The 26,164-nt window shown below is 71.0% G+C and carries 26 protein-coding genes and 3 pseudogenes; 9 read left to right on the forward strand and 20 right to left on the reverse strand.

Annotated features, from left to right (window positions below):
* Window positions 1-183: 183 nt before the first annotated feature.
* From DNK56_RS09050 to DNK56_RS09060, 3 genes are read right to left on the reverse strand one after another with little or no spacing between them, the layout of a single operon-like run.
* Entirely contained in the window at window positions 184-1,023 is an 840-nt protein-coding gene (locus DNK56_RS09050) for a heme ABC transporter ATP-binding protein (protein ID WP_111332211.1), read from the reverse strand.
* Window positions 1,020-2,072, reverse strand: a complete 1,053-nt coding sequence (locus DNK56_RS09055; RefSeq protein ID WP_241989951.1) for a FecCD family ABC transporter permease — start codon at window positions 2,070-2,072, stop codon at window positions 1,020-1,022. The genes DNK56_RS09050 and DNK56_RS09055 overlap by 4 nt, the downstream gene beginning before the upstream one ends.
* Before the next feature lie 53 nt (window positions 2,073-2,125).
* Window positions 2,126-3,205 carry a heme/hemin ABC transporter substrate-binding protein gene (locus DNK56_RS09060; protein WP_111332215.1) on the reverse strand — a complete coding sequence of 360 codons (1,080 nt, stop codon included), beginning with the start codon at window positions 3,203-3,205 and terminating at the stop codon, window positions 2,126-2,128.
* Window positions 3,206-3,351: 146 nt separating this feature from the next.
* On the opposite strand from DNK56_RS09060, the gene DNK56_RS09065 reads away from it, so the two are divergent.
* The 3 genes from DNK56_RS09065 (at window position 3,352) to DNK56_RS09075 (ending at window position 7,213) form a co-directional block, all read left to right on the forward strand.
* On the forward strand, window positions 3,352-4,785 hold the full coding sequence (locus tag DNK56_RS09065; protein ID WP_111332217.1) for an HtaA domain-containing protein: 1,434 nt from the start codon (window positions 3,352-3,354) through the stop codon (window positions 4,783-4,785).
* 66 nt (window positions 4,786-4,851) lie between these two features.
* Window positions 4,852-6,417, forward strand: coding sequence for an HtaA domain-containing protein (locus DNK56_RS09070; RefSeq protein ID WP_111332219.1), 1,566 nt, complete (start codon window positions 4,852-4,854; stop codon window positions 6,415-6,417).
* 79 nt (window positions 6,418-6,496) lie between these two features.
* Entirely contained in the window at window positions 6,497-7,213 is a 717-nt protein-coding gene (locus DNK56_RS09075) for a PhzF family phenazine biosynthesis protein (RefSeq protein WP_111332221.1), read from the forward strand.
* A 13-nt stretch (window positions 7,214-7,226) separates the two neighbouring features.
* Here the strand turns inward: DNK56_RS09075 and DNK56_RS09080 are convergent, their stop codons facing one another.
* Together DNK56_RS09080 and map are read right to left on the reverse strand one after the other, a co-directional pair.
* Window positions 7,227-7,889 (reverse strand): biliverdin-producing heme oxygenase, encoded by a 663-nt coding sequence (locus tag DNK56_RS09080; protein ID WP_111332223.1) that lies wholly within the window; start codon window positions 7,887-7,889, stop codon window positions 7,227-7,229.
* 228 nt (window positions 7,890-8,117) lie between these two features.
* A complete protein-coding gene (map, locus tag DNK56_RS09085; RefSeq protein ID WP_111332225.1) occupies window positions 8,118-8,975 on the reverse strand; it encodes a type I methionyl aminopeptidase in 858 nt (285 codons plus the stop codon).
* A 58-nt stretch (window positions 8,976-9,033) separates the two neighbouring features.
* Between map and DNK56_RS09090 the strand changes: the two genes are divergently transcribed.
* Window positions 9,034-9,270 carry a hypothetical protein gene (locus DNK56_RS09090; RefSeq protein WP_111332227.1) on the forward strand — a complete coding sequence of 79 codons (237 nt, stop codon included), beginning with the start codon at window positions 9,034-9,036 and terminating at the stop codon, window positions 9,268-9,270.
* A 44-nt stretch (window positions 9,271-9,314) separates the two neighbouring features.
* Here DNK56_RS09090 and DNK56_RS09095 read toward each other — a convergent pair.
* Together DNK56_RS09095 and DNK56_RS09100 are read right to left on the reverse strand one after the other, a co-directional pair.
* Window positions 9,315-10,666 (reverse strand): annotated as a pseudogene (locus DNK56_RS09095) (MFS transporter).
* Between the two features lie 66 nt (window positions 10,667-10,732).
* Window positions 10,733-11,338 (reverse strand): hypothetical protein, encoded by a 606-nt coding sequence (locus tag DNK56_RS09100; protein ID WP_111332229.1) that lies wholly within the window; start codon window positions 11,336-11,338, stop codon window positions 10,733-10,735.
* 127 nt (window positions 11,339-11,465) lie between these two features.
* Between DNK56_RS09100 and npdG the strand changes: the two genes are divergently transcribed.
* Both npdG and DNK56_RS09110 read left to right on the forward strand, forming a co-directional pair.
* Window positions 11,466-12,179, forward strand: coding sequence for an NADPH-dependent F420 reductase (npdG, locus tag DNK56_RS09105; protein ID WP_111332231.1), 714 nt, complete (start codon window positions 11,466-11,468; stop codon window positions 12,177-12,179).
* A 94-nt stretch (window positions 12,180-12,273) separates the two neighbouring features.
* Entirely contained in the window at window positions 12,274-12,459 is a 186-nt protein-coding gene (locus DNK56_RS09110) for a hypothetical protein (protein ID WP_111332233.1), read from the forward strand.
* Here DNK56_RS09110 and DNK56_RS09115 read toward each other — a convergent pair.
* Window positions 12,456-13,241: a site-2 protease family protein gene (locus tag DNK56_RS09115; RefSeq protein ID WP_111332235.1), complete on the reverse strand. Its 786-nt coding sequence runs from the start codon at window positions 13,239-13,241 to the stop codon at window positions 12,456-12,458. The two genes, DNK56_RS09110 and DNK56_RS09115, sit on opposite strands and share 4 nt — an antisense overlap.
* 47 nt (window positions 13,242-13,288) lie before the next feature.
* Window positions 13,289-13,840: a hypothetical protein gene (locus DNK56_RS09120; RefSeq protein WP_146610507.1), complete on the reverse strand. Its 552-nt coding sequence runs from the start codon at window positions 13,838-13,840 to the stop codon at window positions 13,289-13,291.
* 228 nt (window positions 13,841-14,068) lie between these two features.
* Between DNK56_RS09120 and DNK56_RS09130 the strand changes: the two are divergent.
* Window positions 14,069-15,477 (forward strand): annotated as a pseudogene (locus DNK56_RS09130) (IS3 family transposase).
* Between the two features lie 254 nt (window positions 15,478-15,731).
* Here DNK56_RS09130 and DNK56_RS09135 read toward each other — a convergent pair.
* The 10 genes and pseudogenes from DNK56_RS09135 to DNK56_RS36430 form a co-directional block, all read right to left on the reverse strand.
* Entirely contained in the window at window positions 15,732-17,432 is a 1,701-nt protein-coding gene (locus DNK56_RS09135) for an IS200/IS605 family accessory protein TnpB-related protein (RefSeq protein WP_446750459.1), read from the reverse strand.
* Window positions 17,407-17,985 (reverse strand): IS607 family transposase, encoded by a 579-nt coding sequence (locus DNK56_RS09140; RefSeq protein ID WP_111332243.1) that lies wholly within the window; start codon window positions 17,983-17,985, stop codon window positions 17,407-17,409. The genes DNK56_RS09135 and DNK56_RS09140 overlap by 26 nt, the downstream gene beginning before the upstream one ends.
* A 49-nt stretch (window positions 17,986-18,034) precedes the next feature.
* The gene (locus DNK56_RS09145; RefSeq protein WP_111332245.1) at window positions 18,035-18,664 is read right to left on the reverse strand and encodes an aldo/keto reductase; all 630 of its coding nucleotides are present in this window, start codon (window positions 18,662-18,664) and stop codon (window positions 18,035-18,037) included.
* The gene (locus DNK56_RS09150; protein ID WP_111332247.1) at window positions 18,661-19,845 is read right to left on the reverse strand and encodes a cupin domain-containing protein; all 1,185 of its coding nucleotides are present in this window, start codon (window positions 19,843-19,845) and stop codon (window positions 18,661-18,663) included. The genes DNK56_RS09145 and DNK56_RS09150 overlap by 4 nt, the downstream gene beginning before the upstream one ends.
* Window positions 19,846-19,860: 15 nt before the next feature.
* Window positions 19,861-19,998 (reverse strand): hypothetical protein, encoded by a 138-nt coding sequence (locus DNK56_RS34925; RefSeq protein ID WP_158558535.1) that lies wholly within the window; start codon window positions 19,996-19,998, stop codon window positions 19,861-19,863.
* 137 nt (window positions 19,999-20,135) lie between these two features.
* Window positions 20,136-20,354: a hypothetical protein gene (locus tag DNK56_RS09155; protein WP_111332249.1), complete on the reverse strand. Its 219-nt coding sequence runs from the start codon at window positions 20,352-20,354 to the stop codon at window positions 20,136-20,138.
* 30 nt (window positions 20,355-20,384) lie between these two features.
* Complete coding sequence (locus tag DNK56_RS09160; RefSeq protein WP_241989818.1) at window positions 20,385-21,593, reverse strand: ISAs1 family transposase; 1,209 nt, start codon at window positions 21,591-21,593, stop codon at window positions 20,385-20,387.
* Window positions 21,594-22,022: 429 nt separating this feature from the next.
* Window positions 22,023-22,496 (reverse strand): hypothetical protein, encoded by a 474-nt coding sequence (locus tag DNK56_RS09165; RefSeq protein ID WP_111332251.1) that lies wholly within the window; start codon window positions 22,494-22,496, stop codon window positions 22,023-22,025.
* A gap of 11 nt (window positions 22,497-22,507) precedes the next feature.
* Complete coding sequence (locus tag DNK56_RS09170) at window positions 22,508-23,476, reverse strand: hypothetical protein (RefSeq protein ID WP_241989952.1); 969 nt, start codon at window positions 23,474-23,476, stop codon at window positions 22,508-22,510.
* A gap of 60 nt (window positions 23,477-23,536) precedes the next feature.
* Window positions 23,537-23,836: pseudogene (locus tag DNK56_RS36430) on the reverse strand (helix-turn-helix domain-containing protein); the annotation flags it as partial.
* 337 nt (window positions 23,837-24,173) lie between these two features.
* Between DNK56_RS36430 and DNK56_RS09180 the strand changes: the two are divergent.
* A complete protein-coding gene (locus DNK56_RS09180; RefSeq protein ID WP_146610506.1) occupies window positions 24,174-24,362 on the forward strand; it encodes a hypothetical protein in 189 nt (62 codons plus the stop codon).
* Window positions 24,363-24,438: 76 nt separating this feature from the next.
* On the opposite strand, the gene DNK56_RS09185 is transcribed toward DNK56_RS09180, so the two are convergent.
* Window positions 24,439-25,605, reverse strand: a complete 1,167-nt coding sequence (locus DNK56_RS09185) for an IS630 family transposase (protein ID WP_241989748.1) — start codon at window positions 25,603-25,605, stop codon at window positions 24,439-24,441.
* 87 nt (window positions 25,606-25,692) lie between these two features.
* On the opposite strand from DNK56_RS09185, the gene DNK56_RS09190 reads away from it, so the two are divergent.
* Window positions 25,693-26,022, forward strand: coding sequence for a hypothetical protein (locus DNK56_RS09190; protein WP_111330414.1), 330 nt, complete (start codon window positions 25,693-25,695; stop codon window positions 26,020-26,022).
* The last annotated feature ends 142 nt before the right edge of the window (window positions 26,023-26,164 follow it).

Below are 26,164 nucleotides of genomic sequence, written 5' to 3' on the forward strand. Positions count from 1 at the left end.
GAAGGAGTAGGGGAGAAGGGCCGGACAAAGGCGGGTGAGGCGGACCTAACTTAACCGAGGCTTACCTGCCCGATACCCACCCGTGCAGTGATTCAGCTCTCACTGCGCGGGGTCCGGGAACGGCATGGTCACGGTCGACCCATGGACGAACCCCGCTCGGGTAAAGCATGGGTAAAGCGCGGTTCACGGGGTGCGCTCCGGCACCACAAGCGGAATCCCGGTCCGGGGGTGCGGGAACACCTCCACCGGCTGCCGGTAGACCCTGCCCAGCAGCTCGCCCGAGAACACCTCGCCCGGCGCACCCGCCACCGCGATCCGCCCCTCGTGCAGCACGGCCGCCCGGTCCGCGTACGCGGCGGCCAGCCCCAGGTCGTGCAGGACGACCACCACCGCGTCCCCGGCCGCCGCCCGCTCCCGGCAGATCCGCAGCACCAGCTCCTGGTGGCGCAGGTCCAGCGCGGCGGTCGGCTCGTCGAGCAGCAGCAGCGGGGCGCGCTGCGCCAGCACCCGGGCCAGCGCGACGCGGGCCCGCTCGCCCCCGGACAGCGCCGAGAACGGCCGCCCGGCGAACCCGGCGACCTCGGTGGCCGCCATCGCCGACGCCACCGCCTCCTCGTCCTCGTCGGCCAGGTCCGTACCGGCCCAGGGCGCCCGGCCCATCCGGACCACCTCCTCCACCGGGAACGGGAAGGCAAGGGCCGCCGACTGGGGCAGGACCGCGCGGCGCAGGGCCAGTTCGGGCGCGGACCAGCCGGTGACCGGCCGCCCGTCGATGCGCACGGCCCCGCTCTCGGCCGGCAGGTCGGCGGCGAGCGCGGCCAGCAGGGTGGACTTCCCGGCCCCGTTCGGGCCGACGAGGGCCAGCACCTCGCCCGCGTACGCCGTCAGATCGATCGAGTCCAGCACCGGCCGGCCGCCGAGCCGCACCCGCAGCCCGACCGCCTCGGCGGCCGGCGCCCCGGCCGGCACCCGCACGGGCAGCCGCCGGCTCTGCGGGGCGAGGAGATTCCGCAGGATGTTCATGCCCAACCACCTTGCTTGCGACGGGTCCTGCGCAGCAGCCAGAAGAAGAACGGGCTGCCGAACAGCGCGGTCAGCACCCCGAGCGGTAGCTCCGCCGGGTCCGCGACGGTCCGGGCCGCCAGATCGCCCGCGACCAGCACCAGCGCGCCGCCCAGCGCGCTGCCGGGCACCAGGAAGCGGTGACCGGGCCCGTTGGCCATGCGCAGCAGATGCGGTACGAGGAGCCCGACGAACGAGATGATCCCGGCGACCGCCACGGCCGCCGCCGTCAGCAGCGCCACGACCAGGACGAGCACCAGCCGCAGCCGCTCCACGTCCACGCCCAGATGCCGGGCGGGCCGCTCGCCGAGCGCGAGGAGGTCCAGCTTGCGCGCGTAGAAGGGCGCGATCAGCAGCCCGAGGGCCGCGCACGGCAGGACGGCCAGCACCTTGGGCCAGGTGGCCTGGGCCAGCGAACCGAGCTGCCAGAAGGTGATCTGGGTGATCTGCGCGTTGTCCGCGAAGAAGATGAACAGGCCGATCAGCGCTCCGGCGAAGGCGTTGACCGCGATCCCGGTGAGGATCAGCGTCACCACCTCCGTCCGGCCGCCGGACCGCGACAGCGCGTACACCAGGAGCACGGTCAGCAGTCCGGCGGCGAACGCGCAGACGGTGATGGTCCAGTTGCCGAAGAAGCTGAGCCCGAGCGCGATCGAGCCGACCGCGCCGACCGCCGCGCCCGCCGAGATCCCGATGACGCCGGGTTCGGCCAGCGGATTGCCGAACACGCCCTGCATCAGGGCGCCCGCGCAGCCGAGCGAGGCGCCGACCAGGAGGGCCAGGACGACCCTGGGCAGCCGTACGTTCCACAGGACGCTCTCGGCGACCCGGTCCAGCGCGTGCCCGCCGAGCCCGATCCGGTGCTGGACGGAGGCCAGGACGTCCCCGAGCGGGATGCTGTACGCGCCGAGCCCGGCGGAGAGCAGACAGCCCACCAGCAGGGCGGCTGCCAGTCCGGCGGTGAGCGGGACGGCGGTGGAGCGCCGGGCCGCGGCGGGGGGCGGCGCCATCGGCTTCGACACCTCCCGAGCGGTCTCGCGAGCGGCCTCGCGAGTGGTCGCCGTCATCGGCCGGCCCCGCTCTCCGGGTAGAGCTGGGCGACGAGTTCGGCCAGGACGCGGTCGGTGCGCGGGCCGTAGTTGAGGAGGACCCCGTCGTCGATGGAGACGATCCGCCGGTCCATTCCGGCCGGGGTCTCCGCGACGCCCGGAATCTTCACCAGGCCGTCGATCCCGCCCACCGAGTCCAGGCCCTTCGCCATCACGAGGATGGCGTCGGGCGCGGCCTTGGCCAGCGCCTCGCTGGTGATGGCGGTGAAGTCCTTCGTCAGTCCGGACGCCTTGCCCGCGTCCACCGCGCCCGCCGCCTCCAGCAGCGAACTCGCCCCGGACTCCCGGCCGCCCAGCAGATAGACGGACGCCGAGCCGCGCAGATACAGGAAGGCCACGCGCGGCTTCCCGGCGCCGCCGGCCGGGGCGGGCACGGTCTCGCGGACCGCGTCGATACGGTCCTCGGTGCGCCGCTCCAGCTTCGTCCCGGACTCCGGTACGCCGAGCGCGGCGGCCACCGCGCCGATCCGGCTGCCCACATCGGCCAGTTCCTTGGCGGGTTCGACGACCACCAGCGGAATCCCGGCGTCGCGGATCTGGCCGATGGCCTCGGCCGGTCCGGTGGTGGTGTCCGCGAGGACCACGGTGGGCCGCAGGGAGAGCACGCTCTCGGCCGACACGTCGTGGGCGCGGGTCACCACGGGCAGCTTCGCGGCCTGTTCGAAGGTGGCGGTGATGTCGCGGGCCACGACCCGGTCGCCGAGCCCCAGGGTGAACACGATCTCGCTGAGGCCGCCGGTGAGCGGCACGATGCGGTCGGCCGAGGTGACGGTGACCCGCTTGCCGTCCGCCGACTCCACGGTGGCCGGCAGCTTCGGCGCGGGCGTCCCGGTGAGCGGTTCGATCCGGTCCGCGTCCGCCGCCGGGGACGCCCCGGCGCCCGCGGACTTCGCCGAGGGCGCCCCCGTACCGCCGCAGCCGGCGAGCAGCAGGGCCCCGGCCAGGGCGAGGGCGGCCGTGCGGGCGCCGCCGCGCCGGAGCCCGGTCCGCCGGGGGCCGCGGCCCGGTGGGGCGAAGTCCTGCGAGAAGTGCACGGGGCACCGTCCTGTCGTTCTACGGCTCGTACTGCGGCGAGCAGTTGGTAGGGGTCTGCGAGGAATGTGACGGAAGGGGGGTACCGGCACGGATGTACGTAGCTTAGGTTAGCCTTACCTGCGTTTCCAGATCCCGGAGGGGTTCCATGCCACCGTTCAGACCTGCCCGCATGCCGGTCGTCGTGCTGTTCGCGGCCCTGCTGGGTGCCCTGCTTCCGGCCACCGCGGCTCAGGCCGCCGGCCGTACGGTGCAGGGCGGGCGGCTGGACTGGGGCATCAAGTCCTCGTTCCAGAGCTATGTCACGGGCCCGGTGGCGCAGGGGAGTTGGGGGCTGACCGGCGGCGCCGCCACGGTCGGCGGCAGCCGGTTCCGGTTCCACTCCGCGAGCGGCTCCTACGACCCGGCGACCGGCGAGTTCCGGGCCGCCTTCGCGGGCGGCGTCCGCTTCACCGGCCACCGGCAGTCCAACGGCTCCTACGAACTCGACCTCACCGTCAGCCGTCCCACCGTCCACATCCGCAACGGCGGGGGCACCCTGTACGCGGACACGGTGAGCAAGGACCGCGGCAGCGGACGCGTCACCACCGCCCGCCAGGTCCCGCTGGCCACGCTCGGCCTGTCCGGGATCGACATGCGCGGCGGCACCAGCCCCGTCGCCCTCACCGACATCCCGGCCACGCTGACCGCGCAGGGCGCCAAGTCCTTCGCCGGCTACTACACCGCCGGCACCCCGCTGGACCCGATCAGCCTCTCCGTGGACACCCTCGCCCCGGCGGCGAAGCCCTCCGCGACCGGCTCCGGCACGAGCGCCGGCCCGAAGAAGGACGGCGGGAAGAGCGGTAAGAAGAAGACGGAGCAGGCGGCCGGCCGCTTCGAGGACGCCGCCGTCGACTGGGGCGTACGCCGCACCTTCCGGGAGTACGTCACCGGCCCCATCGGCAAGGGCGAATGGACCCTGGCCGGCGGCGCCCAGGACGGCGGAGCGCTCTTCCGCTTCCCGAAGGGCAAGGGCACCTACGACCCGGCGGCCGGGACCCTGGCGGCCACCTTCGCCGGCAGCGTCCGCTTCACCGCGCAGGACGGCCTCGATCTGAAGCTGTCCCGGTTCGCGGTGGCCGTGAAGGACGGCCGGGGCACCCTGCGCGCCGACGTCCTGCGCGACGGCGGGGCCACCGAAGCCGTGCCGCTCGTCACCTTCGCCGCCGGGGACCTCGCACCGGAGAAGGGCCTCGCGGTCCTGACCGAGGCTCCCGCCACCCTGACCGCCGAGGGCGCGAAGGTCTTCGGCTCGCTCTACCGGGCCGGCACCGCGATGGACCCGGTCTCGCTCGCCGTGGCCACCGGCGCCGATGCCGTCCTGCCCGCCCTGCCCGACCTGGGCAGCGACGCCTCCGCCACCCCCGAACCGACCGGCAGCCCGGCGGCAGCGGCGACCCCGGTGGCCACCGCGGCCCCGGAGGACGACTCCCGCACCGGGCTCTACCTCACCCTCGGCGGCGCCGGACTGCTCGCCGCGGCGGCCGTCACCGTGCTGGTGCTCGTACGCCGCAACCGGGCGACACCGGACGCCTCTTCCTGACCCCCCGCACCACCCGTCCCCCCACCCCACCCCCGTACACCGTTCATCCCCGAGGAGACCTCGACCATGGCAGCCACCCGCCGCCCCCTCACCCTTGCCGCAGCCGTCGCCACCGCCGCCACGCTCGGCGCCGCCCTCGCCCTCCCGGCCCTCGCCGCCGACCGTTCCGACGGGAGCACCACCGCCGGGGCACCGGTCATCGACCTGAAGGACGGCACGCTGGACTGGGGCTTCAAGGCGTCCTTCCGCCGGTACGTCGGCGGCGCCGGCAAGATCACGGTCAGCGACGGCGCCACCCAGGCCGCGAACAACGGCGTCTTCACCTTCGTCAACGGCAAGGGCACGTACGACACCGCCACGCACGGCACCGCCACCGCCTTCGAGGGCGGCGTCAACTTCTCGGCGCACGGCGGTGTCCTGGACATCACCCTCTCCGACGTCAAGGTCACCACCACCGGCAAGGGCGGCGCGATCACCGCCGACGTGGCAACGCCGCAGGGCACCACCGACGACGTGGCCGTCGCCGAACTGGACCTCTCGGCCGTGAAGCCGGGCCAGGGCGCGGGCGGCGCCATGGTCTTCAAGGACATACCCGCCAAGCTGACCAAGGCCGGCTCCGAGGCGTTCAACGGCCAGTACCAGGAGGGCGAGGCGCTCGACCCGGCCACGCTCACCGTGACCGCCGCCCCCGCCCCGACCGAGAAGCCCACCGAGCCCACCGAACCGAGCGAGAAGCCGACCGAGAAGCCGAGCGAGAAGCCCACCGAGCCGACCGGGAAGCCCACCACCACGCCCACGAAGCCGACCGCCGTGCCCAGCCCCACGGCCACGGCGACCGGCACCGGCGGGCCCGCCGCCACGACCGGCGACATCGTGGACGGCGCCCTGAACTGGGGCGTGAAGGAGTCCTTCCGCTCGTACGTCACCGGCCCCATCGCCCAGGGCCGCGCCGAGACCACCGGAGGCGCGAAGGCCACGGCGGGCGGCTACCGCTTCACCGGCGCCACCGGCACCTTCGACGCCGCCGGACAGACCCTCAAGGCCACCTTCGGCGGCAAGGTCCGCTTCCTCGGGCACAAGGAGAACGGCGAGTACACCCTCGACCTGTCGCTCTCCCGGCTGACGGTCCGGGTGAACGGAGGCAAGGGCACCCTCCTCGCCGACGTCTCCGCCAAGGACCGCGCCACGAAGAAGGTGTCCACGTACACCGCCCTGCCCGTCGCCGACCTGAAGCTGCCCGGCGGCAAGCTGACCGCCAAGGACGGCGTGGTCACCCTGTCAGGCGTCCCCGTGACGCTGACCGCCGAGGGCGGCACCAAGGTGTTCGGCGGGATGTACCAGGCCGGTGACCGGCTCGACCCGCTGACCGTCGCGGTGTCCCTGGACAAGAACGCCACGCTCCCGTCCGGCTCCACCACGGGCGGCTCCACCACGTCCGGCGGCGGCAGCGGCAGTGTGGGCGGCGCGGGCAGCGTCGGCGGTGTGGGCGGCGCCGGTACGGTCGGCGGCTCGGGCGCCCTGGCCGCCACGGGCTCCGACGTCCCGGCCGGAGCCCTGCTCGCCGCCTCCGGCCTGGTCGTGGCGGCCGGCGCCGGAGCGGTCGTCGTAGCCCGCCGCCGCCGTACAGCCTGACCCCGGCGCACGACGGCACCGCACGGGTACCGGCCCTCGCGTTGGGGGCGGGTGCCCGTGCGGTGCTTGAATGCCCCACGTGAGCGACAACGACGTACCCGCCGGCATCGACATCCTGCGCGTGTTCTGTGGCCCGGACGGCCGGCACGGCAACGCCCTCGGCGTCGTACGCGACGGGCGCGGCCACCCCGACCCCGCGGCCCGGCAGGAACTCGCCCGCCGGCTCGGCTTCAGCGAGACCGTATTCGTGGACGACGACGAGCGCGGGCAGCTCGACATCTACACCCCGGGGCTGCGGCTGCCGTTCGCCGGGCATCCCGTCGTCGGCGCCGCCTGGCTGCTCGACCTGGAGATCCTGGAGCTGGGGGTGGGCGAGGTGTTCGCCCGCCACGACGGCGAGTTCACCTGGATCACCGCCCGCCCCGAGTGGGCGCCGCCGCGCACCCTCCGGCAGTACGCCTCGGCCGCCGAGGTCGACGCGCTCCCGACCCCGCCGCCCGGCGAGGGCTGGCTCTACGCCTGGGCGTGGGAGGAGGAGGCGGCGGGCCGCGTCCGGGCACGGGCGTTCCCGCGCCGGTTCGATGAGCGCGGCGTCAGCCGCTCCGGTGGAGCCGGTGCTTGCACCGGGGGCATCGCGGAGGACGAGGCGACGGGAGCCGCGGCCCTGTTGCTGAGCGCGCACCTCGGGCGCGCGCTCAACATCACACAGGGCCGCGGCTCCCAGATCCTCACGGCACCCGCGCCGGACGGCACGGTGGAGATCGGCGGCCGGGTCGTCCTGACCCACCACGGCTAGGGCGTACGGCGTATCAGGCGGCGCGGTACTCCTCGCCCAGCTCCCGGAACACGGCGGTGTTCAGCGCGAACGCGCGCTTGCACTCGTCCACGACGCGCCGCTTCTCCAGGTCGTCCGCGTTCACCGCGTCCAGCAGCTCCCGGTAACCCCGCTTGAAGGAGGCGGGGTTGGATATCTCCTCGAAGACGTAGAACCGCACCCCGTCGCCCTTGCGCGCGAAGCCCCAGGTCTTCTCCGCCTTGTCCCGGATGATCTGGCCGCCCGACAGGTCGCCGAGGTAGCGGGTGTAGTGGTGCGCGATGTACCCGGCGGGCCAGGTACGGGCGCACTCGGCGACCCGTGCGGCGTACGCGGCGGTGGCCGGCAGCGGCTCCAGGCCCTCGCGCCAGTCGTCGCCCCGCAGATGGGCGAGGTCGCGCTCCAGTTCGGCGGTGCGCATCAGCTCCGGCTGGATGAAGGGCCCGGCCACCGGGTCGGCGGCCAGGGTCCCGGCGCCCTCCTCCAGGGCGCGGTACACGAACCACAGCTGCTCGGTGTAGCGCGTGTACGCGTCCACGCCCAGGCGTCCGTTGAGCAGGTCGCCCATGAAGGCAGAGGTCTCCGCCTCGGTGTGCTGCTCGTGGGACGCGGTGCGGATCAGCGTCGAGAAGGGCGTGGCGGTGACGGTTGCGTCCAAGGCGGGCCTCCGGGGCCAAGGGGGGGGAGAAGTCCAGAAAGAGACGGAAAAATCGGCCCGCCACAGCTGTCCGCCGGTGGCGCGGGCCGATGCGTCGATCTTCCTACTTAGGCTTACCTAAGTCAACTGCTTGCCGACGTCTTGTCGGCAACTGTGAGCAGGGGAGAACGGAAACGGCCGCCCGGAGGGGCGGCCGTTTCGGAAGCGGGGACGCGGGGGCGGTACGGGCTACGGGAGCGTGAGGATGTCCGCGCCGGTCTCCGTCACCACGAGCGTGTGCTCGAACTGCGCGGTGCGCTTGCGGTCCTTGGTCACCACGGTCCAGCCGTCGTCCCACATGTCGTAGTCGTGGCTGCCCAGGGTCAGCATCGGCTCGATGGTGAACGTCATGCCGGGCTTCATCACCGTGGTGGCGTGCGGGCTGTCGTAGTGCGGCACGATGAGCCCGGAGTGGAACGAGGTGTTGATCCCGTGCCCGGTGAAGTCCCGGACGACGCCGTAGCCGAAGCGCTTCGCGTACGACTCGATGACCCGCCCGATGACATTGATCTGCCGGCCCGGCTTCACGGCCTTGATGGCCCGCCGCAGCGACTCCTCGGTGCGCTCGACGAGCAGCCGGGACTCCTCGTCCACGTCGCCGCAGAGGTACGTCGCGTTGTTGTCGCCGTGCACCCCGTTGATGTACGCGGTCACGTCCAGGTTCACGATGTCGCCGTCGCGCAGCACCGTGGAGTCCGGGATGCCGTGGCAGATGACCTCGTTGAGCGAGGTGCACAGCGACTTCGGGAAGCCCCGGTAGCCCAGCGTCGAGGGGTAGGCGCCGTGATCGCACATGAACTCGTGCGCCACGCGGTCCAGTTCGTCCGTCGTGACGCCCGGCGCGATGTGCTTGGCGGCCTCGGCCATCGCCTGCGCGGCGATCCGTCCCGCGATCCGCATCCGCTCGACGGTGTCGGCGTCCTGCACCTCGGGACCGGTGTACGGCGTCGGAGCCGGCTTGCCCACATACTCGGGGCGCCGGATGTTTCCGGGCACGGAACGGACGGGAGTGATCTCCCCTGGTACGAGCAGCGACTGGCCAGACATGCCAGCGAGTCTAACCAGCGAGTCCGGGGCACCATGGCACAGAGGAAAGGAACCGACGATGGCCCTGTTCAAGAAGCGCACGGTCGGCAAGCCGGGCGAGTGGTTCTACTGCCTGGAGCACGGAACGGTCGAGGAGGGCCCCGAGTGCCCCGCCAAGGACCGCTTCGGCCCGTACGCCTCCCGGCAGGAGGCGCAGCACGCGATGGAGACGGCCCGGGAACGGAACCTGGAGTGGGACACGGACCCCAAATGGCACGACCGCAAGGGCCCCGGGGAGGACGACGCGGCGGGCTGAGAACGCCGTGAGAGGCCGGGCGCGCGGGCGCCGCGCCCCGGCTCTCAGGCGGCCGGGGCGGCGGCCGGCTCCTCCGGCTCCTCCGGGCGGGCGGCGCGCCTGCGCAGCGCGTCCTCGTCGGTCGCCGAGTCGTACGTGACCAGCTTCGGCAGCGTCGCGGCCAGCACCGCCACCGAGGCCACGCAGGCCACCCCGCCGCTCCAGATCGCCGCCCGGGTGCCGGTCCAGCTCGCCATGGAGCCCGCCCGGACCTGGCCCAGCTGCGGCCCGACGCTGTACGAGAGCACCTCGATGCCCGCGAGCCGGCCCCGCAGCGTCTCCGGGATCGTCTGGTTCCAGATGGTCGAACGGCCGAGCCCGCTGAGCATGTCGCCCGCCCCGGCGAGCGCGAGGCAGCACAGCACCAGCCACACATTGCCGAACCAGCCCGCCGCCGCGATGGCCAGCCCCCAGACGGCGGCACCGCACACCACGAACAGCCCGTGCCGGCGCACCCGCGCGGTCCACCCGCTGGTCAGCCCCAGCAGCAGCGCGCCGACCGAGTCCGCCGCGTACTCCCCCATAGCCTGAAGGGCATGGGAGGTGCCCCCCTGCCCAGCGACCAGTCGGCGCCCAGGTCGTCCGCCAGGAAGGGGAAGATGGCATTCGGGAACGCGAAGAACATCGCGGCCATGTCGATCGCGTACGTGCCGAGCAGCACCGGCCGGCTCCAGGCATAGCGGGCGCCCTCCACGATGCCGCGCAACGACGGCTTCGCGCCCTTCTCGGCGGGCGGTGCGGGCGCGAGCCGCCGGCACATCAGCACGGAGGCGGCGAAGGTGACGACCGTGACGGAGTAGGCGGTGGGGTGCCCGGCGTAGGCCACCACCAGACCGGCCAGCGAGGGCCCCAGGATCGCCCCGGCCTGCCAGCGCAGCGAGTTCAGCGCGGCGGCGGCCGGCAGCTGGTCGTGCGGCACGATCCGCGCCATCAGCGAGTCGAGCGCGGGCCGCTGGAGCCCGGAGAGCGCCGAGACCCCCGCCGCCACGACATAGAGCGGCCACAGCATCGGGTCCGGCAGTGCCGCGTTCACCAGGAGGATCACCGCGAGCAGCCCGAGCCCGGCCTCCGAGGCCAGGATGATCTTCCGCCGGTCGGCGGCGTCGGCCAGCGCGCCCCCGTACAGGCCGCACACCACCAGCGGCACCAGCTCCACCGCGCCCATCGCGCCGACGGCGAGCGGCGAGCCGGTGAGGTCCTTGATCTGGAGCGGCAGCGCGATCAGCGCCATGAAGCTGCCGAAGTAGGTGATGATCCCCTGCACCCACAGCAGCCGGAAGTCCGCCGACGAGCGCCACGGAGAGAGATCGGGCAGCAGCGCGGCCAGCCTGGCGGCGAGGGAGGGGCGTGAGGTCACGGGGAGACATGCTCCGACGTGCTCCGCGCGGCGCGCAAACGGGTTTTCTCCGCCGGACGGCCCCGCTCACCAGCGCGGCGGCGGAGGCGAGGTCAGCTGGTCGGCCAGCCGGGACAGCCGGTCGCGGAACGTGCGCCGCCCGCCGCGCGGCACGGGCGCGCCGTTCTCCCCGGCGGCGGCGCTGACCAGATGCTGCACCGTGTCCAGGTCCACGTCGTCCCCGTCCGTCACGGACAGGGCCTCGTGGGCGAGCCCGCGCACCTGCGGATCGCCGTCGTCCAGCGAGAGGACCGTCGCCCCGGCCCGGCGGGCGTCGTGGACCCGCTCCAGCAGCCCCTCGCCGGGCCGCCGCGGCATCACCACGAGCAGGGTCTCGCCGCGCCCGGCCGCCTCGATCCGGCCGAGACCGACCGCGAGGTGCGCGGGATCGCCCGGCTCCACCCGGTGACGCACCAGGGTGGGGCGGAGTTCGGGCAGCCCGGACCAGGTGGACTCGTCGACCAGATGGGCGGCCAGATGCCAGGGCTCGTACACCTCCGTCCCCACCAGCAGCAGCCCGCCGCCGTGCGGGACGACGGAGGAGCGCAGCGCCCCGGCGAACCGGCGGGCGGCCGCCGGCCACTGGGTCCTGGCGAGCACTTCGCGCAGCAGCGCCACTCGTACGGCATCCATGGCCCGGCATCCTGCACCATGCCGGAGCCCCGCCACCGGCGAACGGCCCGAGCGCCATCCGTACGAGTGGCCGTGCGGGCGCGCGGGTCCGGGACCGCGCCCGCTACCTGGCAGTAGTGTCGGGGCCATGACTACGAATGACGACAGCGGCAGCGCGCCCAAGCCCCCCGCCAAGGACCCCTGGGACCTGCCGGACGTGTCGGACCTGACCATCGGCGTCCTCGGCGGCACCGGACCCCAGGGCCGCGGCCTCGCGTACCGCTTCGCCCGCGCCGGACAGCGGGTGATCATCGGCTCCCGCGCCGCGGACCGCGCGGAGGCGGCCGCCGCGGAGCTGGGCAACGGCGTACGCGGTACGGACAACGCCGGCTGCGCGCGCGAGAGCGATGTGGTGATCGTCGCCGTGCCGTGGGACGGGCACGCCGCCACGCTGGAGTCGCTCCGCGCGGAGCTGGCCGGGAAGCTCGTCGTGGACTGCGTCAACCCGCTCGGCTTCGACAAGAAGGGCGCCTACGCGCTGAAGCCCGAGGAGGGCAGCGCCGCCGAGCAGGCCGCCGCCCTGCTGCCGGACTCCCGCGTCACCGCCGCCTTCCACCACCTGTCCGCGGTGCTGCTCCAGGACGAGACGATCGAGGAGATCGACACCGACGTCCTCGTGCTGGGCGAATCCCGCGCCGACACCGACATCGTCCAGGCGCTGGCGGGCCGCATCCCCGGCATGCGGGGCATCTTCGCCGGCCGGCTGCGGGGCGCCCACCAGGTCGAGGCCCTGGTCGCCAACCTCATCTCGGTCAACCGCCGCTACAAGGCCCACGCCGGACTCCGTACCACCGACGTCTGACGGCGACGGCCCGCCGCCGGGCCCCGCACGGACCGGGGCCGGGCATGGGGGACACTGGACGGGACCGCGCATCACCCCGACAGGAGCCACCCCCATGCCCCGCCTCGCTCTCTACGCCCTCGTCCTCTGCCTCCTCGCCCTGGCCGCGGCGGTCGTCTCCTTCGCCCAGGGCAGCGTGATCATCGGGGTCGTCTGGGTGCTGCTGTTCGGCCTCTCCTCCAACATGGCCTGGTACTACGTGCGCCGCCACCGCGCCGCGACGGCCGGCGACCGCGCCTAACCGGCCGCGCACACCGGACTCGCCCCCTGCCAGAACCGGTACACGTCCAGGCCGCAGTCGGTCCAGAAGCCGTGCACGTCCAGCGCCCCCAGCAGGGCGTAGACCGCGTCGAAGAACGCCCGGTTCAGCTCCGGCACCCACAGCAGCGCGAACACCGCGATCAGCCCGTACGGCGCGAACGGCTCGACCGCGCGCCGCGTCCGGTACGACAGCCACGGCTCGACCACGCCGTAGCCGTCCAGCCCCGGCACCGGCAGGAAGTTCAGGATCGCGGCCGTCACCTGGAGCATCGCCAGGAACGCCAGCGCGTTCCGGAAGGCCGCGGGCACCCCGTCCAGCGCGCCCAGCCAGAACGGCGCGGTGCACACCAGCGCGAACAGCACGTTGGTCAGCGGGCCCGCCGCCGAGATCAGGCTGTGCCGCCACCGCCCGCGAATCCGCCCCCGCTCGATGAACACCGCCCCGCCGGGCAGCCCGATGCCGCCCATGATCACGAACAGCACCGGCAGTACGATGCTCAGCAGCGCGTGCGTGTACTTCAGCGGGTTCAGCGTCAGATAGCCCTTGGCCCCGATCGAGATGTCCCCGCTGTGCAGCGCGGTCCTGGCGTGCGCGTACTCGTGCAGGCACAGCGACACCACCCACGCCCCGGTGACGAACAGGAACGCGGCGAACCCGGGCGACGCCGCGAAGTCCGTCCACACCGCCCACCCGGCCACGGCCGTCACCGCGACGATCCCCAGAAAGACCGGACTGATGCGTTGGTGCTGAGTGCTCGGCATGCCCCGAGCCTAGGGGAACGTATGTGCCGCGCAGAGGCCGCCAAGCATCATCCGAGGAGCTGGTCCACTCGTTCGCGAAGCGGGCCTTCCAGTGCCAGGTTGTTCCCTCGCCCCATGCCCTGGAGGAACTCTGAGGCGACGACCAGCTCGGAGAAGCGGCCGGCAGGAGTGTCGAGTACGTACGCGAACTCGCGCCGGACCCGTGCTGCCAGCGTTGGTTCGATCAGGCTGGAGATGAACAGCGTGGCGGCGTCGTAGCCGGCGGGTGCCAAGCCCCAGCGTTCCCAGTCGAGGATGCAGAGATCAGGCCCGCAGACGTTGCTCCACTGGATGTCGGCGTGGGCTGTCGACCAGGCAGGGACCTTGGTTCCGACCTCCGCTTCGAGGAACTTGGGCAGGGCCCAGTGAAGGCGCTCCTGGCGGATGGCGACGCGGTCCGTCTGTACGGATGCCACGGTGTCCAGGGATTGCCGCAACGCCGACCACCACGAGTCGGGAAGGTCAGGCGCGTAGTCCAGGAGGGCGCTGTCACTCAGCGGTCGGCGGTCCACTCGGTCATAGACCTCCGCGCGGTAGGCGAAGGCGTCGCCCCTCCACATGTGCACTTCATGCAGGCGGGGCCGAGGGACGGAATCCGGTACCGCGGCCTCGGCTGCCTCGGGCCCATCCCATGAAGGGGTGCGGTCCTCGGGGACGGTGAGGAGCCGAAGCCACCGGTCAGCCTCGACCGGCACGCTGATGCTCCTGCCCCCCTCTCTGACACCGTTGGGTGAGACGCCCCGAAATGATCAGATATTGTGGGCGGGTACGACAGGAGAACCACCCGCATGACCAGCACCAAGCCCGCCGGGCAGGATCCGGCGCCGAAGCCGAAGCGCCGCCGTTTCGCCCCCGAGTACAAGCTGCGGATCGTCGCCGAGTACGACGCGGCCCCCGCCGGGGACAAGGGCGCTGTCCTGCGCCGGGAGAGGCTGTACCACTCGCACATCATCGAGTGGCGGCAGGCCAGGGATGCGGGCGCGCTGGAGAAGCTGACCGATCACCGCACCAGCCCCGCCCGCCCGAGGAAGCACCCGGCCGAGGCGGAGAACGACAGGCTGCGCAGGCAGGTGGAACGGCTGGAGAAGGAGCTGGCGAAGAACCGCGCCGCGGTGGAGGTGCTGGGAAAAGCTGTCGCGCTGTTGGAATCGGTCTCCGACAGCGCGGACTGAACGACGTCCTCGAACATCATCTGCACGCCCTGGTCGAGCAGCTCGCTCCGCACGTGGGCATCGTGGTGGCGTGCCGTCTGACGGGACGCTCCCGGGCCACCCACCACCGGCGGCTCAACCCGGCCCCGCCCAGGCCGAAGGCTCCGCGTCCGGCGCCGGTCAACGCGCTGTCGGCGGCCGAGCGGCGGGCGGTGCTGGAGCTGATGAACCGGCCCGAGTACGTGGACCTGCCGCCCGCGCAGGTCTATGCCCGCGAGCTGGACGAGGGCCGTTACCACTGTTCCGAGCGCACGATGTACCGGATCCTGAAGGAAGCCGGTCAGGACGGCGAACGCCGCCGGCGGGCCACCCATCCTCCCCGCACCATTCCCGAACTCGTCGCCGACGGGCCTTCCCAGGTCTGGAGCTGGGACATCACCCGCCTGGCCGGCCCGGCGAAGGGAGTCTGGTTCCACGGCTACGTGATCCTCGACATCTACTCCCGCTATGTCGTCGGCCACACCGTCGAGCAGGCCGAATCAGCGGCGCGAGCCGAGGAGTTGATCCAAGAGGCGATCGACCGCAACGGGATCGTGCCGCACACCGTTCACGCCGACCGCGGCACCTCGATGACCTCCAGGCAGGTCTCCCAGATGCTTCTCGACCTGGGCGTCACCCGAAGCCACTCCAGACCCAGGGTCAGCAACGACAACCCGTACAGCGAGAGCCGGTTCCGCACCACGAAGTACCAGTCGGACTACCCCGAACGCTTCGATTCCCTCGCCCACGCACGCGAGTGGATGGACGCGTTCATCTCGCACTACAACCACGTCCACCGGCACTCCGGGATCGGCTACCACACCCCGGCCAGCGTCCATTTCGGCACCGCCGACCTCGTCCGCGAGCAACGGGCGACCACCCTCACGGTCGCGTTCGAGCAGCACCCCGAACGCTTCAACCACCGGCCCGTGCCACCGAAGATCCCCCAGCAGGCATGGATCAACGACCCCACCCGACGACACGAATCACAACAACACAGTTCATAGCCGCACAATCGTTTCATTTGACTTGACAGCTACCGCCCTCCCACCCCCAGATCGGTGGTCCGGTGATGGTGAACCGAAGCAGAGGCTGCTTGCTGAGTTGCCTCCAGCAGCCTTGCAGCAGTGGAGTCATCAGGTGCTGAAGGCATCGACAATCCTTCGGACGTGGGGGGCCTGGACAGGCCGTGAGACAACCGCGGCAGCGTCCGACCAGTGTGCCGCGGAGGACGCGGAGAGGAGGAGGCGTGTCACCGTTCCTAAACAGTGTCCAGGAGTGGCATTTGCTGCCAGCTCCCAGTACAGCGCGCATCCCGAACGGTGTTGGACGCGCTGGGTTCCCGCGTTCGCTGTGCCCCGATCCGGCGACGTGCATCGTGTGCACGGTCCGTGACGGGTGGGCGGGTTCCCTCACGCCCTCGTGCACACGGTCCGGCCTGGGCGGTCCGATGCCCCGCAGCATCGCTCCGGTGCTGCGGGGGCGGTGCCGTCCTTCCCCAAGCTCTCAGCTCCGTTCGAGCAGGGGATACCCCATGCCGGATCGGGTGTCCGAGGGCGCGTCGCCCGATCGCGACGCTCGCGGCGTCGTGTCGGGACATCTTTCGCTTATTGCTGGTCAGGGGCTTGCTCCAGTGCTGGTCGCCCCACATCGACGTGTACGCCGGATCGACGGCGACGATCGCGAGGCCGTGCTCGGCGGCCATGGAGACGAGTCGCGCTTTGAGTTTGCCGGTGGGGATGCCGGAGATGAGCTGACGGAACCGCTTGTGCCGGCCGTGCTTCTCGCGGGTCTTCTCGGCTGTGAAGTCCAGGTTCTCCAGGCCGATCGCCTTCACGCCGCACCGCTTGGCCCAGTGCAGCAGTCGGCTGATGGCGTGCCGGATCTGCGCGTCGCGGCGATCAGCGCTGCCGGACAGGTCGTAGAAGAATCGGACTGGTTCGCCTACCGGGTTGCCGTGCTGGTCGAGGTGGTAGGCGGCGAAGTGGTCGGCGTTGGTGTCCACGCCGGCCATCCCGGCAGCCCGTGCCGTCGCCAGCGGGATCGTCTTGATCGGTGGGATCGTCCACGACGCGGTCAAATACCAGCGGTCCTTGGTTACGTCCAGGTGGATGCGGTAGGCCACAGCCCTGTCCGCTTCGATCCGGTCACGCCACTCTGCGCCCCGGTGGGCGAAGGCGGCCGTGGAGGCGAGGACGTACCGGCCGTGCCGGGCGTTGGCCAGGTGCGCGAGCGGCGCGGGCAGCTTGATCGAGACCTCGCCATCCGGGGTGACGCGGATCGTCTCGTTTCCGAAGCGCTTCCCGGACTCGCCGTCAGCGGCGAGGAACCAGCGCTCAGCTTCCCACCGTTCACGCCACTGGGTCTCGGTGAGCTGAGCGGCGGCCAGGTTGTGACGGTTGCCCAGCAGGCGCCGCCCGCCGCGTACGACGCGCACAACACCGGCCTCACGCTCGGCGCGAGCGACATCGAGGCGGTGCTCCAGCACGGCCAGGCGGCGCGACTTCTGGAACCACTCGCCCTTCGAGCGGTATCCGCCCGGGGCGCGCTTGGTTCCCTTCTCCCCGAGCGGCTGGGACAGGCGATGCATCAGCGTCCGCACACCGGCCTCAAGCCCTTGGATGTGGGCGGTCTGACAGCGCCGGGAGAGTGCCCACTGATCGTGGCTGGCCTTCGTGATCGCACCGGCCCACCGGGACGACGAAGCCGCGGTCAGGCCCTGCTTCCGCGCGGCCCACGTCTCGTTGCTGTGCTCCAGCCCATCGGCGCAGCGGGTCTTGAGGTCAGCGGATGCCAGGTTGCCGAGGTGTTCGCCGACCAGGCGCAGTACCTTGTCGTCCTCGGGTGTGAGGTGCTTGAGGCGGTCGCGTACCGCCACTCCGGACGGCCCGGGCGCGACGAACGGCGCGTCGATCGGGCGGAGCTCCTTCTTCGCCTTACTCATCGGCAGCCGCCGCCTCAAGAGCCTTGCGGGCGCGGTTCTTCGCCGACCGGCGCCCGTACAGGCGGGCGCAGAACGAGGTCAGCACCTCGACCATGTCCCGCACCAGGTCGTCTTCAACCTCGCCGTCATCGAGAACGACGAGCCGGCGACCCGATGCGGACAGGGCCGCTTCGACCAGTTCGACGTTCATCCGGCCGAGCCGGTCCTTGCGCTCGACCACGACCGTGGTCACCTTCGGGTCGGCCAGCAGACGCGTCGCCTTCGCCCGGGCCCCGTTCACGCCCGAGGCGATCTCGGATTCGACCCGTACAACCTTGTGTCCGGCCTTCGCGGCCCATGCCGACAAGCATGCCGTCTGCCGTTCCAGGTCGGGCTTCTGGTCATGAGAGGAGACACGGGCGTACAAGCCCACGCCTTCAGTCACAGTGGGTGAAGTGTTCGCGTCGATGTTCACCAGGATCGTCCGCGGCCCTACTCGTTCCGCAGGGACCGGCAACGCGCCCTCACGGAACCAGCGGTACGCGGTACGCGGGGCGATCCCCTGCGCGCGTGCCCATTCCGTCAGGTTCATACACAAGAGCATACGACCCTCATGACACCTGAAAGACACTCGTAGACACTCAACGGAGAACAGCTGACCACCCCTTCGAGGCTTCCGCCAGGGGGCTGATCTGGACGATGGACAGGGGGAGCTGTATCGCCTTGAAGCGGCCGAGTTCGCGGCCGGCCTGCCTCGCAATCCCGACGACGCGATCCACCGAGACGAGGTTTTCGTGGATGGCGTTCCAGGTGGCGACGCCGTAGCCCCTGGTGAGACCGCGATCCACGCAGTTCGCCAGGGCCACGAACGCCTCGTACAGGCGATTCTCCAGGGCGCCCCGGTCGTGACGCCCAAGCTCCGGGTTGTGGACGAAGGTGATGTCGGGGGCGCGTCCCAGGGTGGCGCGGCTCTGCTGTGCCTGCCAGAGGATGGCGCGCGGACTGAGGCAGTGGCCGACCCTCGCTTCCTCATCGGTCAGCACGCCGGCCGCGAGAGCACGTCGCCTCTGTTCCGCGGTGACGAAGCCCACCTTCGTGGAGACAGGGGTCAGCGGAAAGGCGGCGAGAACCGGCTTGAGTCTTTGCTCCGCACGCCCGTGCAGGTAGTTGGGGGCCGTGTCGATCCAGTCGGCTCCATGGGCCATGGCCGATTTCGCCGCTTCGGGAAGGCCGCGCACCCGGTAGGTGCCAAGGCCGAGAGTTGCGGTCATCGGGCACCATCCACGGCAACGATCTGTGCCTTCACCAGCTCCCACGTCACACCGGTGACCTGTTCAACCGTGAGGCCGACGGCGGTTGCCAGTACCCCGAGCCGGTGAGGCTGCCGGTCGGTCAGCGTCCGAAGGATGGGGTGGGCAGCCCTGGCGAAGGTGAGGGTCTCCCCGCCCGCCGTGAGAACCGTGGTCCCTTCCTCGGCGAGTCGGAGTTCGTGGCGCGTGGTCAGGAGCTGGGCGGAGAGCTCGGGGTCCGCGGGCAGGCCGGTGACGTACGGGAGACTCGGCCGGAATCTCACGCGTTCGTTCGCGTCCCGGAGCGTGAAGTACTGCTCGATGACCTCGGGGTCGCTCAGCGCGGTGACGAGATGTTCCCGCAGTGCCAACGCGGTCTCGGCCCGTTCCTTGTCGGTGCCGAAGCGTGGCAGGTCGGCCCTGACGATCTCGTGTTCACGCAGGATCTCCGACAGCCAGACAATGAGGTCGGCTCCCGTCGCGACGCTCAGGTCGCAGGTCAGGTGGAGGGACCTCTCGCCCTCGGACGCGGAGACAGCGTGCCACCAACCGCGCGGCAGGTAGAGCACGTCTCCGGGGGTGAGAACGAACTCGACCAAGGGCTCCTCGGGTGGCTGCTCAGGCTCCGCCATGTCCAGGCGCATGGGCGCGGTCCTGGTGGGCCCGTAGAGCTTCCAGCGCTTCGAGCCGTCGATCTGGACCACGACCACGTCATGGTCATCCCAGTGCACTCCGAAGCCCTCTCGGGCCGTCCAGGACGCGTACAGGTTGACCTGGATCTTGGACCGGAGCGCGGTCTCCAGCTCGGAGGCGAGCGACTGGACATCGGGGAACAGCTCGTCCACAGCGTCGATGACCAGCGTTGCCCCGTTGGCAAGTTGCTCATGCAGCGCGGCCGGATGGGTTCGGTGAAAGACGGTACGGCGTTTCGCCACCTCGGGAACGGTGTAGGCGTCGGGGGGTACGGCTAGCCCATCGGCGGAGAGCCGCAGGCGGGGCGGGTCCATGCGGTGCCGGGCCAGTACCTCGTTGAGGTCAGTCCAATTGATGACGTCGGCGACAGACGCGGCGTCGCCGCGAGACAGGCGGTAGCCGCGGCCGAACGCCTCGGCGAGGAAGTCCTCACCGAGGCGCGCGACGACCGCAGAGTCAGGCGCGGTCATGTGTTGTCCGTTCCGTCAGTCGTTGCCGTCGGACTTGCCGGCGGTGTTGTCGGACGGGACGAACATCCGGGCCCGCGCCGCGGTGACCTGCTCGCGGGAAACCAGGAGTTCGCTGCTCTCGGTCGTGGGCTGAGCCGAGGCTGCCGATTCCATTGGAACGTCCTCTCTCTCCAGTCGCCCCAGGGGGGATTCCCTGGGCCGTCGTACACCCGCCCGGCTGCCTTTGTGCGTCGCGCAGTTCGACGGGAACTTGGGTTCCGCTCTGGTCAAGGGGGTCATGACCGTCCACCTCAGCGGTACGGGGGCCTGCTGACAGGGATGGTGTCTGTGGGGCAGGCGCGGCTGTAGACGATCTCGCCGAACGAGAGCGCGTACTCCATCTGCCTGAAGATCGTGATCGGGTCCTCGACGAGAAGCGGCTCGCGGTCCTGGAAGCGTAGGATCTTGGCGCTGTTGCGCGCCGAGGCCATGTCTGCTACATCGAAGTACACGCCATCGTAGAGAACCATGTCGCCAACGAGGATGGTGGCAGGGCTTGATCAAGTTCCGTAGGTGTCCGGATCGTTGGTGATGCCCAGGATGGGGAGTGCTCGTTGGGGCTCGTCGCGGATCGCCCGGGTGGTCTTGGCGATGTTGTCGGCTCCGAGGGTTTTCAGCACGCCGATGGCGAGGTTGCGGAGGGTCGCCATGGCCCGTGGTGCGGTCCCGGCGTGGACGGTGGAGGCATCCTTGGCGAAGGTGACATCCCTGATGTGGTGCGAGGAGTCCTCCACTCCCCAGTGCCCGCGGATCGCGGCGGCCAGGTCGGCGGGCCCGGCTTGGTGGGCGTCGAGGCTGGTGACGGCGTAGACACTCTCGCGGGTCTCACGTCGGCCGGTTTGCTTGCGGCGGCGGTGGACGCGGATGGCCAGGCGGGCGTGGGGAAAGGCGATTCCGCCGAGTTCGTCGGCGATCCCGCATGTCTTGATCGAGCGGGACTCGCGGCGTCCGTGTCCGGCCCCGGAGGCGGTGTGCTGGACTGCGATGGACTGCCAGGGCAGGGCGGCGAGTTGGGCGTAGGCGGTGGGCTGGTTGGTCTTGATCACGGCGATGTAGTGGGCTTTCTTGGTTCCGACCAGCCAGGAGATGTTCGCCTTGACCGAGTGCAGGGCGTCGAAGGTGACGACGGTGCCGGTCAGGTCCAGCGGTGCCAGCAGCGGCCGGAAGTGTGTGGTTTCGTTCGTCTTCGCGCCGACCTCCACCTGGGCGAGGGGCACGACGGTGCCGTGGGTGACCGAGGAGAGCAGATGCCGGCGCGCCGCGGTAAGACGGGCTGATCCCTTGAGTGCTTTGCCGTCGACCGCGATCGCGCGCAGCCGCCCGGACGCGGAGGGCGACGGCGCCTGGGCGGGTTCGGTGGCGGCGCGGTGCCGGTCGGCCAGGTAGGCGCCGACCGCCCGGTCCAGGGCGTCACCGTCAACAGCCCCCAGCACACGGCCGATCGTGGCCGACGCCGGAGTGCGCCGCCATCTGAGCAGGTGGCGGCGGATCCCGATCACTGTCAGGAGTGTGTTCGAAGCACGCTGACCCCACTCGGCGAGTTCATCGATGCTCCTCGCTCCCGAGACGACCGCGCAGGCACACACCAGCAGGATCGCTGTGAGTGAGTACCACCGGCCCCGCCGTGCGCGCGGGTCGGGCACCGAATCGAAGTAGGGGTGCAGGTCGGCGATCCGGCCGGTGTCCAGCGGCCCCAGTTTCACCAGCACGGCAGGGACGGGAGAGGATGCAGCAGCAGGCACGGGCCACCTCGTGATCATCTGGCTTGGACACCACAATGATCACGAAGCCCGTGCCTGCTCTGCCATGCACCCCAACCGGTCACAACCCGACCAGCCGCACGACCCTGGAACTTGCAACCGCCCTGGAGGGCAGATCGGTCCAGGGACAGGGTCCTCAAGGGATTGGGGGCTGCGCAGGATGCGATCAAGGACAGGGTCGAGGAGTCGGACCGGAACATGCGGATCGGGCGACATCCTGATCTCTCTCTGCGGACGCTTCCAAGCCCTGGAGAAGACCCAGGAAGACGACCTCGCTCAGTCCCTCGCAGCGTGGACTCAGGCGCCTGACGACCCGCGGTGACAATCGCATGAATGCGGTGTCACCGTCTGGGCGGGACGACAATGGGATGACGCAGGTCAGCGGCTGGCGCCCTCTGGCCAGAGCACTCGTACCGGCACTCCGGTCCGTTCGGCGTATGCCACGACGTCCGCCGTTCCGCCGTATGCCCATGCTGGTTTTCCATCCCACACGGCGATGAGTTCGTCAGAGAGGCCGACGAGGATTTCTGAACCGGCCTGGTGCGCCTCTGAGTTCGATTCGGTCATTCCGGTCTCGTGGGCGTCGGCTGCGCGGGATATCAGGGCGTCGTAGGTCGGGTGATGCCAGTCCGGCAGGTTCTCGCGGTACTCCGCGGCCGGAATGACTACCTCAAGACGGCCGCCGTGCTTCAACACGGCTTCGGCGAACCAGGAGTCGGGGCCGTCCGCGATGCACGAGATGGCGACCAGTTCGGCGGCGTCGTAGCCGCTGACGGCCTCGGCGAGCATCGTCCTCACGCGCTCCTCAACGTCCGCGCTGAGCCCCCGGTGTCCGGTGATCCCCACCCGCATCCCGTATCTCCTTACAGGTAGACGCCGTGTAGGCGCTCGTCGAAGTCCCGCACCACCTTGGGCGGCATGGTGGTGGTGAGGGTACGGTGCACGGACCGTACGCGTTCCACGATCCGCCCGGACCGGTACTTGAGTCCGGTGTCCAGCGCGCGACCGGCGAGGGCGAACGCTGCCTCTACGCGTCCGCCGGCGAGGTGCCCGGCCGCGATGTCGAGCACCAACAGGGCGCGCTGTTTCGCGTGTCCGGTGGCGAGGGCTTCGGTGTCCTCGGACAGCACCCAGTCCGCGAGTCCGAGCCGGGCCCCGCACGCCACACGGGCGGCGGAGACCTTCGTTTCGGTGAAGGTGAACACCCATGGCCACGGCGGCGTTTCCTGGCCGTCCAGAGTGGCGGCGGCGCCGCGGGACGCCGTCAGGGCCTGGTCGGTGCGGCTCCGGTCCCCGGCTGCCGCGTGCGCCAGGGCTTCCACGCTCGACAGCCATGCATCCGCGACGGCCGGGCGCTTCTCGCCGAGGGCGCGACGCGCCTTGCGGGTGAGGTTCAGGGCCTGGGCGCCGTTCCCGGCGTGGGCCTCGAACTGGGCGAGGCTTCCGGCCTGGTAGGCGGTCAGCAGGGGGTCACCGGCCGCGCGGGCTGCCTTGATCGCCGATCCGTACCAGGCGCGTGCACTGCCGTTGTCGCCCATGTCCCACGACAGCCACCCGGCGAGGCTCGCCGCCTCGCTGCCGACGGCGGCGAGGCGGGGCCTCTGGTCCTCGCTCGCGTCGCGGGTGATGGACTGGATCAGGCGCATGTGGGTGCGTACGGATTCCTCCAGGTCGCGGGAGGGGGTGGAGGCGTCAAGCCGTCTGTACGCGGACGTGCTCAGCCGGAGTGATGCGGCCTGGCCGCCGCCGGTTTCTGTCTCCGCGGGCAGCGCGGCAAGTGCCGGGGCTGCGGCCACTGCCACCGCCCCGCCGAGGAATCGTCGTCGGTCCACGTCGTCACCGTCGTTCTGTGGCCCCGACCGTCGGCTTTCGGCGAGTCCCACCAGTGCTGGCGGAATCTCCAGATGCGCCGCAGCCGCCGCGAGGGTGTCTGTGCTGTAGGCCGCCGTGCCCTTCTTTTCCAGGCGAGAGACCGCGGACTGACTCATCCCGAGGGCCTGCCCCAAGGCGGTCTGCGTCATCCGCCTGTGAGTCCGGACGAGTTCGATCACCCGCCCGTAGTCACCGTTCCGGGATGCCTCCCGTACCGGTCCCGTCTGGAAATCCACGGCGTACCCCCACGCTAAGAGCCGATGCGGCCTCGGGCACCTACTCGTACCCGCTGAGCGCATATCTGTATGCGGGTGCCGCATCGGTGATGGTCCCACAGCGTTAAGTGATCGTTGACTGTATGTCAGTGCCAACTCGGGCCGCAGGTGGCCCGGTTGCTGTGCTCCGGGCTGACCCTCCTACCCCCGAGAGGGTCAGCTCGTACGGACCCCCGACCGAGGAGTGAGCAATGACCGCGCGACTTCCTCGCCGTATCCCCGCCGCCTCCGGGCGGCAGCACACCATTCCGGAGCCGCCCCCAGGGCCGTTCCGAGAGCTGATCGACCGCGGCCTGTTCGGGTGGGAGAGGTTCTGTCGCCGCGGTGAGGCTCCGCCGCCACCCACGGCTGAGGACGAGGCGAGCGAGCAGTGATGCCGCTGGTGGACGCTCCGGCCGTGGTGCTGGAGAACCTGACCCCGCAGCAGCGCGACGGCCGTTCCTGCTGCTGGTGCTCGTACTGGGCGTCCGACCGCTACCCCGTGCCGCTCCTGCGTCGTGCAGGGCTGCGTCTGCGGGCCTGCGAGACCTGCGCGGCTCAGTACGGCATCTCGGCCATGGACGCGCCGTGAGCGGCCGTCACGCGGTCGACGATCGGCCGAGCCGTCCCGGCTTAGTGGTCGGCTCCGTAAGTCCTTCGGGGGTTGATCATGGTGCCGGGGCGGCGGAGGATTCTTCGTGTCGGCCGGCGGGGTGCTGGTCGAGTCTGGCCAGCAGATCGTCCAGGTCGGAGGTGGTGAACTTCCACTGGAACGGCTGTGCCGTGGCGTTGTAGCGGTCTTCGAATTCTCGGAGCCGGTCTGTGACCTGGGTGAGGTCGGTGAAGTCGTTGGGCGAGACGACCTTGCGCTGGACGACGGAGAAGTAGATTTCCACTTGGTTCAGCCAGGAGGCGTGCACCGGGGTGTGGACCAGGACCGCGTTCGGGAACGCGTCCGACAGTCGGTCGGCGGCCTTCTTGCCGCGGTGGGAGGAGCCGTTGTCGACGATCCAGAACACGCGTTTCGCGCTGGCGTAGGGCTCGCGGGTCATGACCTGGGTGACCAGGTTCATGAACGGGGTGATGCCGGTGGTCGGCTCGCAGCGGCCGGACACTTTCGCGGAGTGGACGTCGTAGGCGGCCAGGTAGGCCAGGGCGCCGCCGCGCCGGTAGGTGTGGTTCACGCGCATCGCGCGGGCCCGGCCGGGCGGCAGGGTCGGATGACAGCGGCAGCGGGCCTGGATGGAGGTCTTCTCGTCCGCGCTGATGACGTACTCGTCGTCGCCGAGCGGGACGCCCCGCCAGGTACGGGCATACAGGTCCAGTACACGCTCGGCCTTCGGACGGAAGTCCGGGTCGGTGACGAAGATCCAGGATTGGTACTGCCACGGTTTGATCGCGTCGTCGCCCAGCCAGCGACGGACAGTGGAGGCGGAGATCGAGCTGGCGATGGACCGGGCGACGACTTCGCGGGCAAGCTCCGGGCACGACCAACGCGCCAGCGGCACCCCTGTCTCGGCGGGCAGCCGGCAGGCCAGAGCCTTGACCTGGGCGGCCTGGAGCGCGGTGAACGAGGGGGGCCTGCCCGACCGGTCGAGGTCGCCCAGCCCGGCGAGCCCGTGCTCGGCGAACCGGCCGCGCCAGCGGCGGACCGTGTCCAGATGCAGACCCGTCTCCCGGGCGATGCGCGCGTTGGCGCGTCCGCGCGCCGCGTGCAGCACCACCTGCGCGCGCATCCGCAGCCGGTACTCGGTCTTGTGGCCGTAGGCCATCAGCTTCAGTCGCTCGCGCTCGGCGGCGCGCAGGGTGATCGTGCGGGCGACGGCAACAGGCAATGCAGGCGGGCCAATCCGGAGAAGTGGATCACAACAGGCCGAAGCTTGCCGTATCCGGTCCGTGGCCCCTCGGGCAGGATGGGCGCCATGCCCACGCCCTCGGAACACACCCGCCTCTCGCTGGAAGCCCGCCTCGGCGAGCAGGCCCGCGCCGTCTGGCCCCAGATTGCGCAGTTGCATGTCCGACACCGCGGAGCGTTCGCCTACGTGGAGGCCGAACTGGCCGACGGCGAACGGGTCAAGCTGATGCGACTGCGCTACACCGGCACCGTCAGCAAGAGGTGGGGCTTCGCCCCCTACTACGCCAGTGGCGACCGCTACGAAGACTCCCTGCTGCCCACCGGCAGCCCCACCGGCACCCCCGCGGAGGCGCTCGACTGCGCCTGCGAGCTCCACATCGCTGCAGTCGACATCTGACCCACTACCAGGCACAACGCCGGATCCGAAGTCAACCCCCGAAGGACTTACGGAGCCGACCACTTAGCCGTCGCCGTTCTCGTCATACTCGGGCTCGCTCCGCCGGTGGGCATCCTCGCCCCCCACATGACGGCCGCGCCGG

Origin of the sequence: Streptomyces sp. AC1-42W, from assembly GCF_003248355.1 — a bacterium.
Classification (GTDB): Bacteria; Actinomycetota; Actinomycetes; order Streptomycetales; family Streptomycetaceae; genus Streptomyces.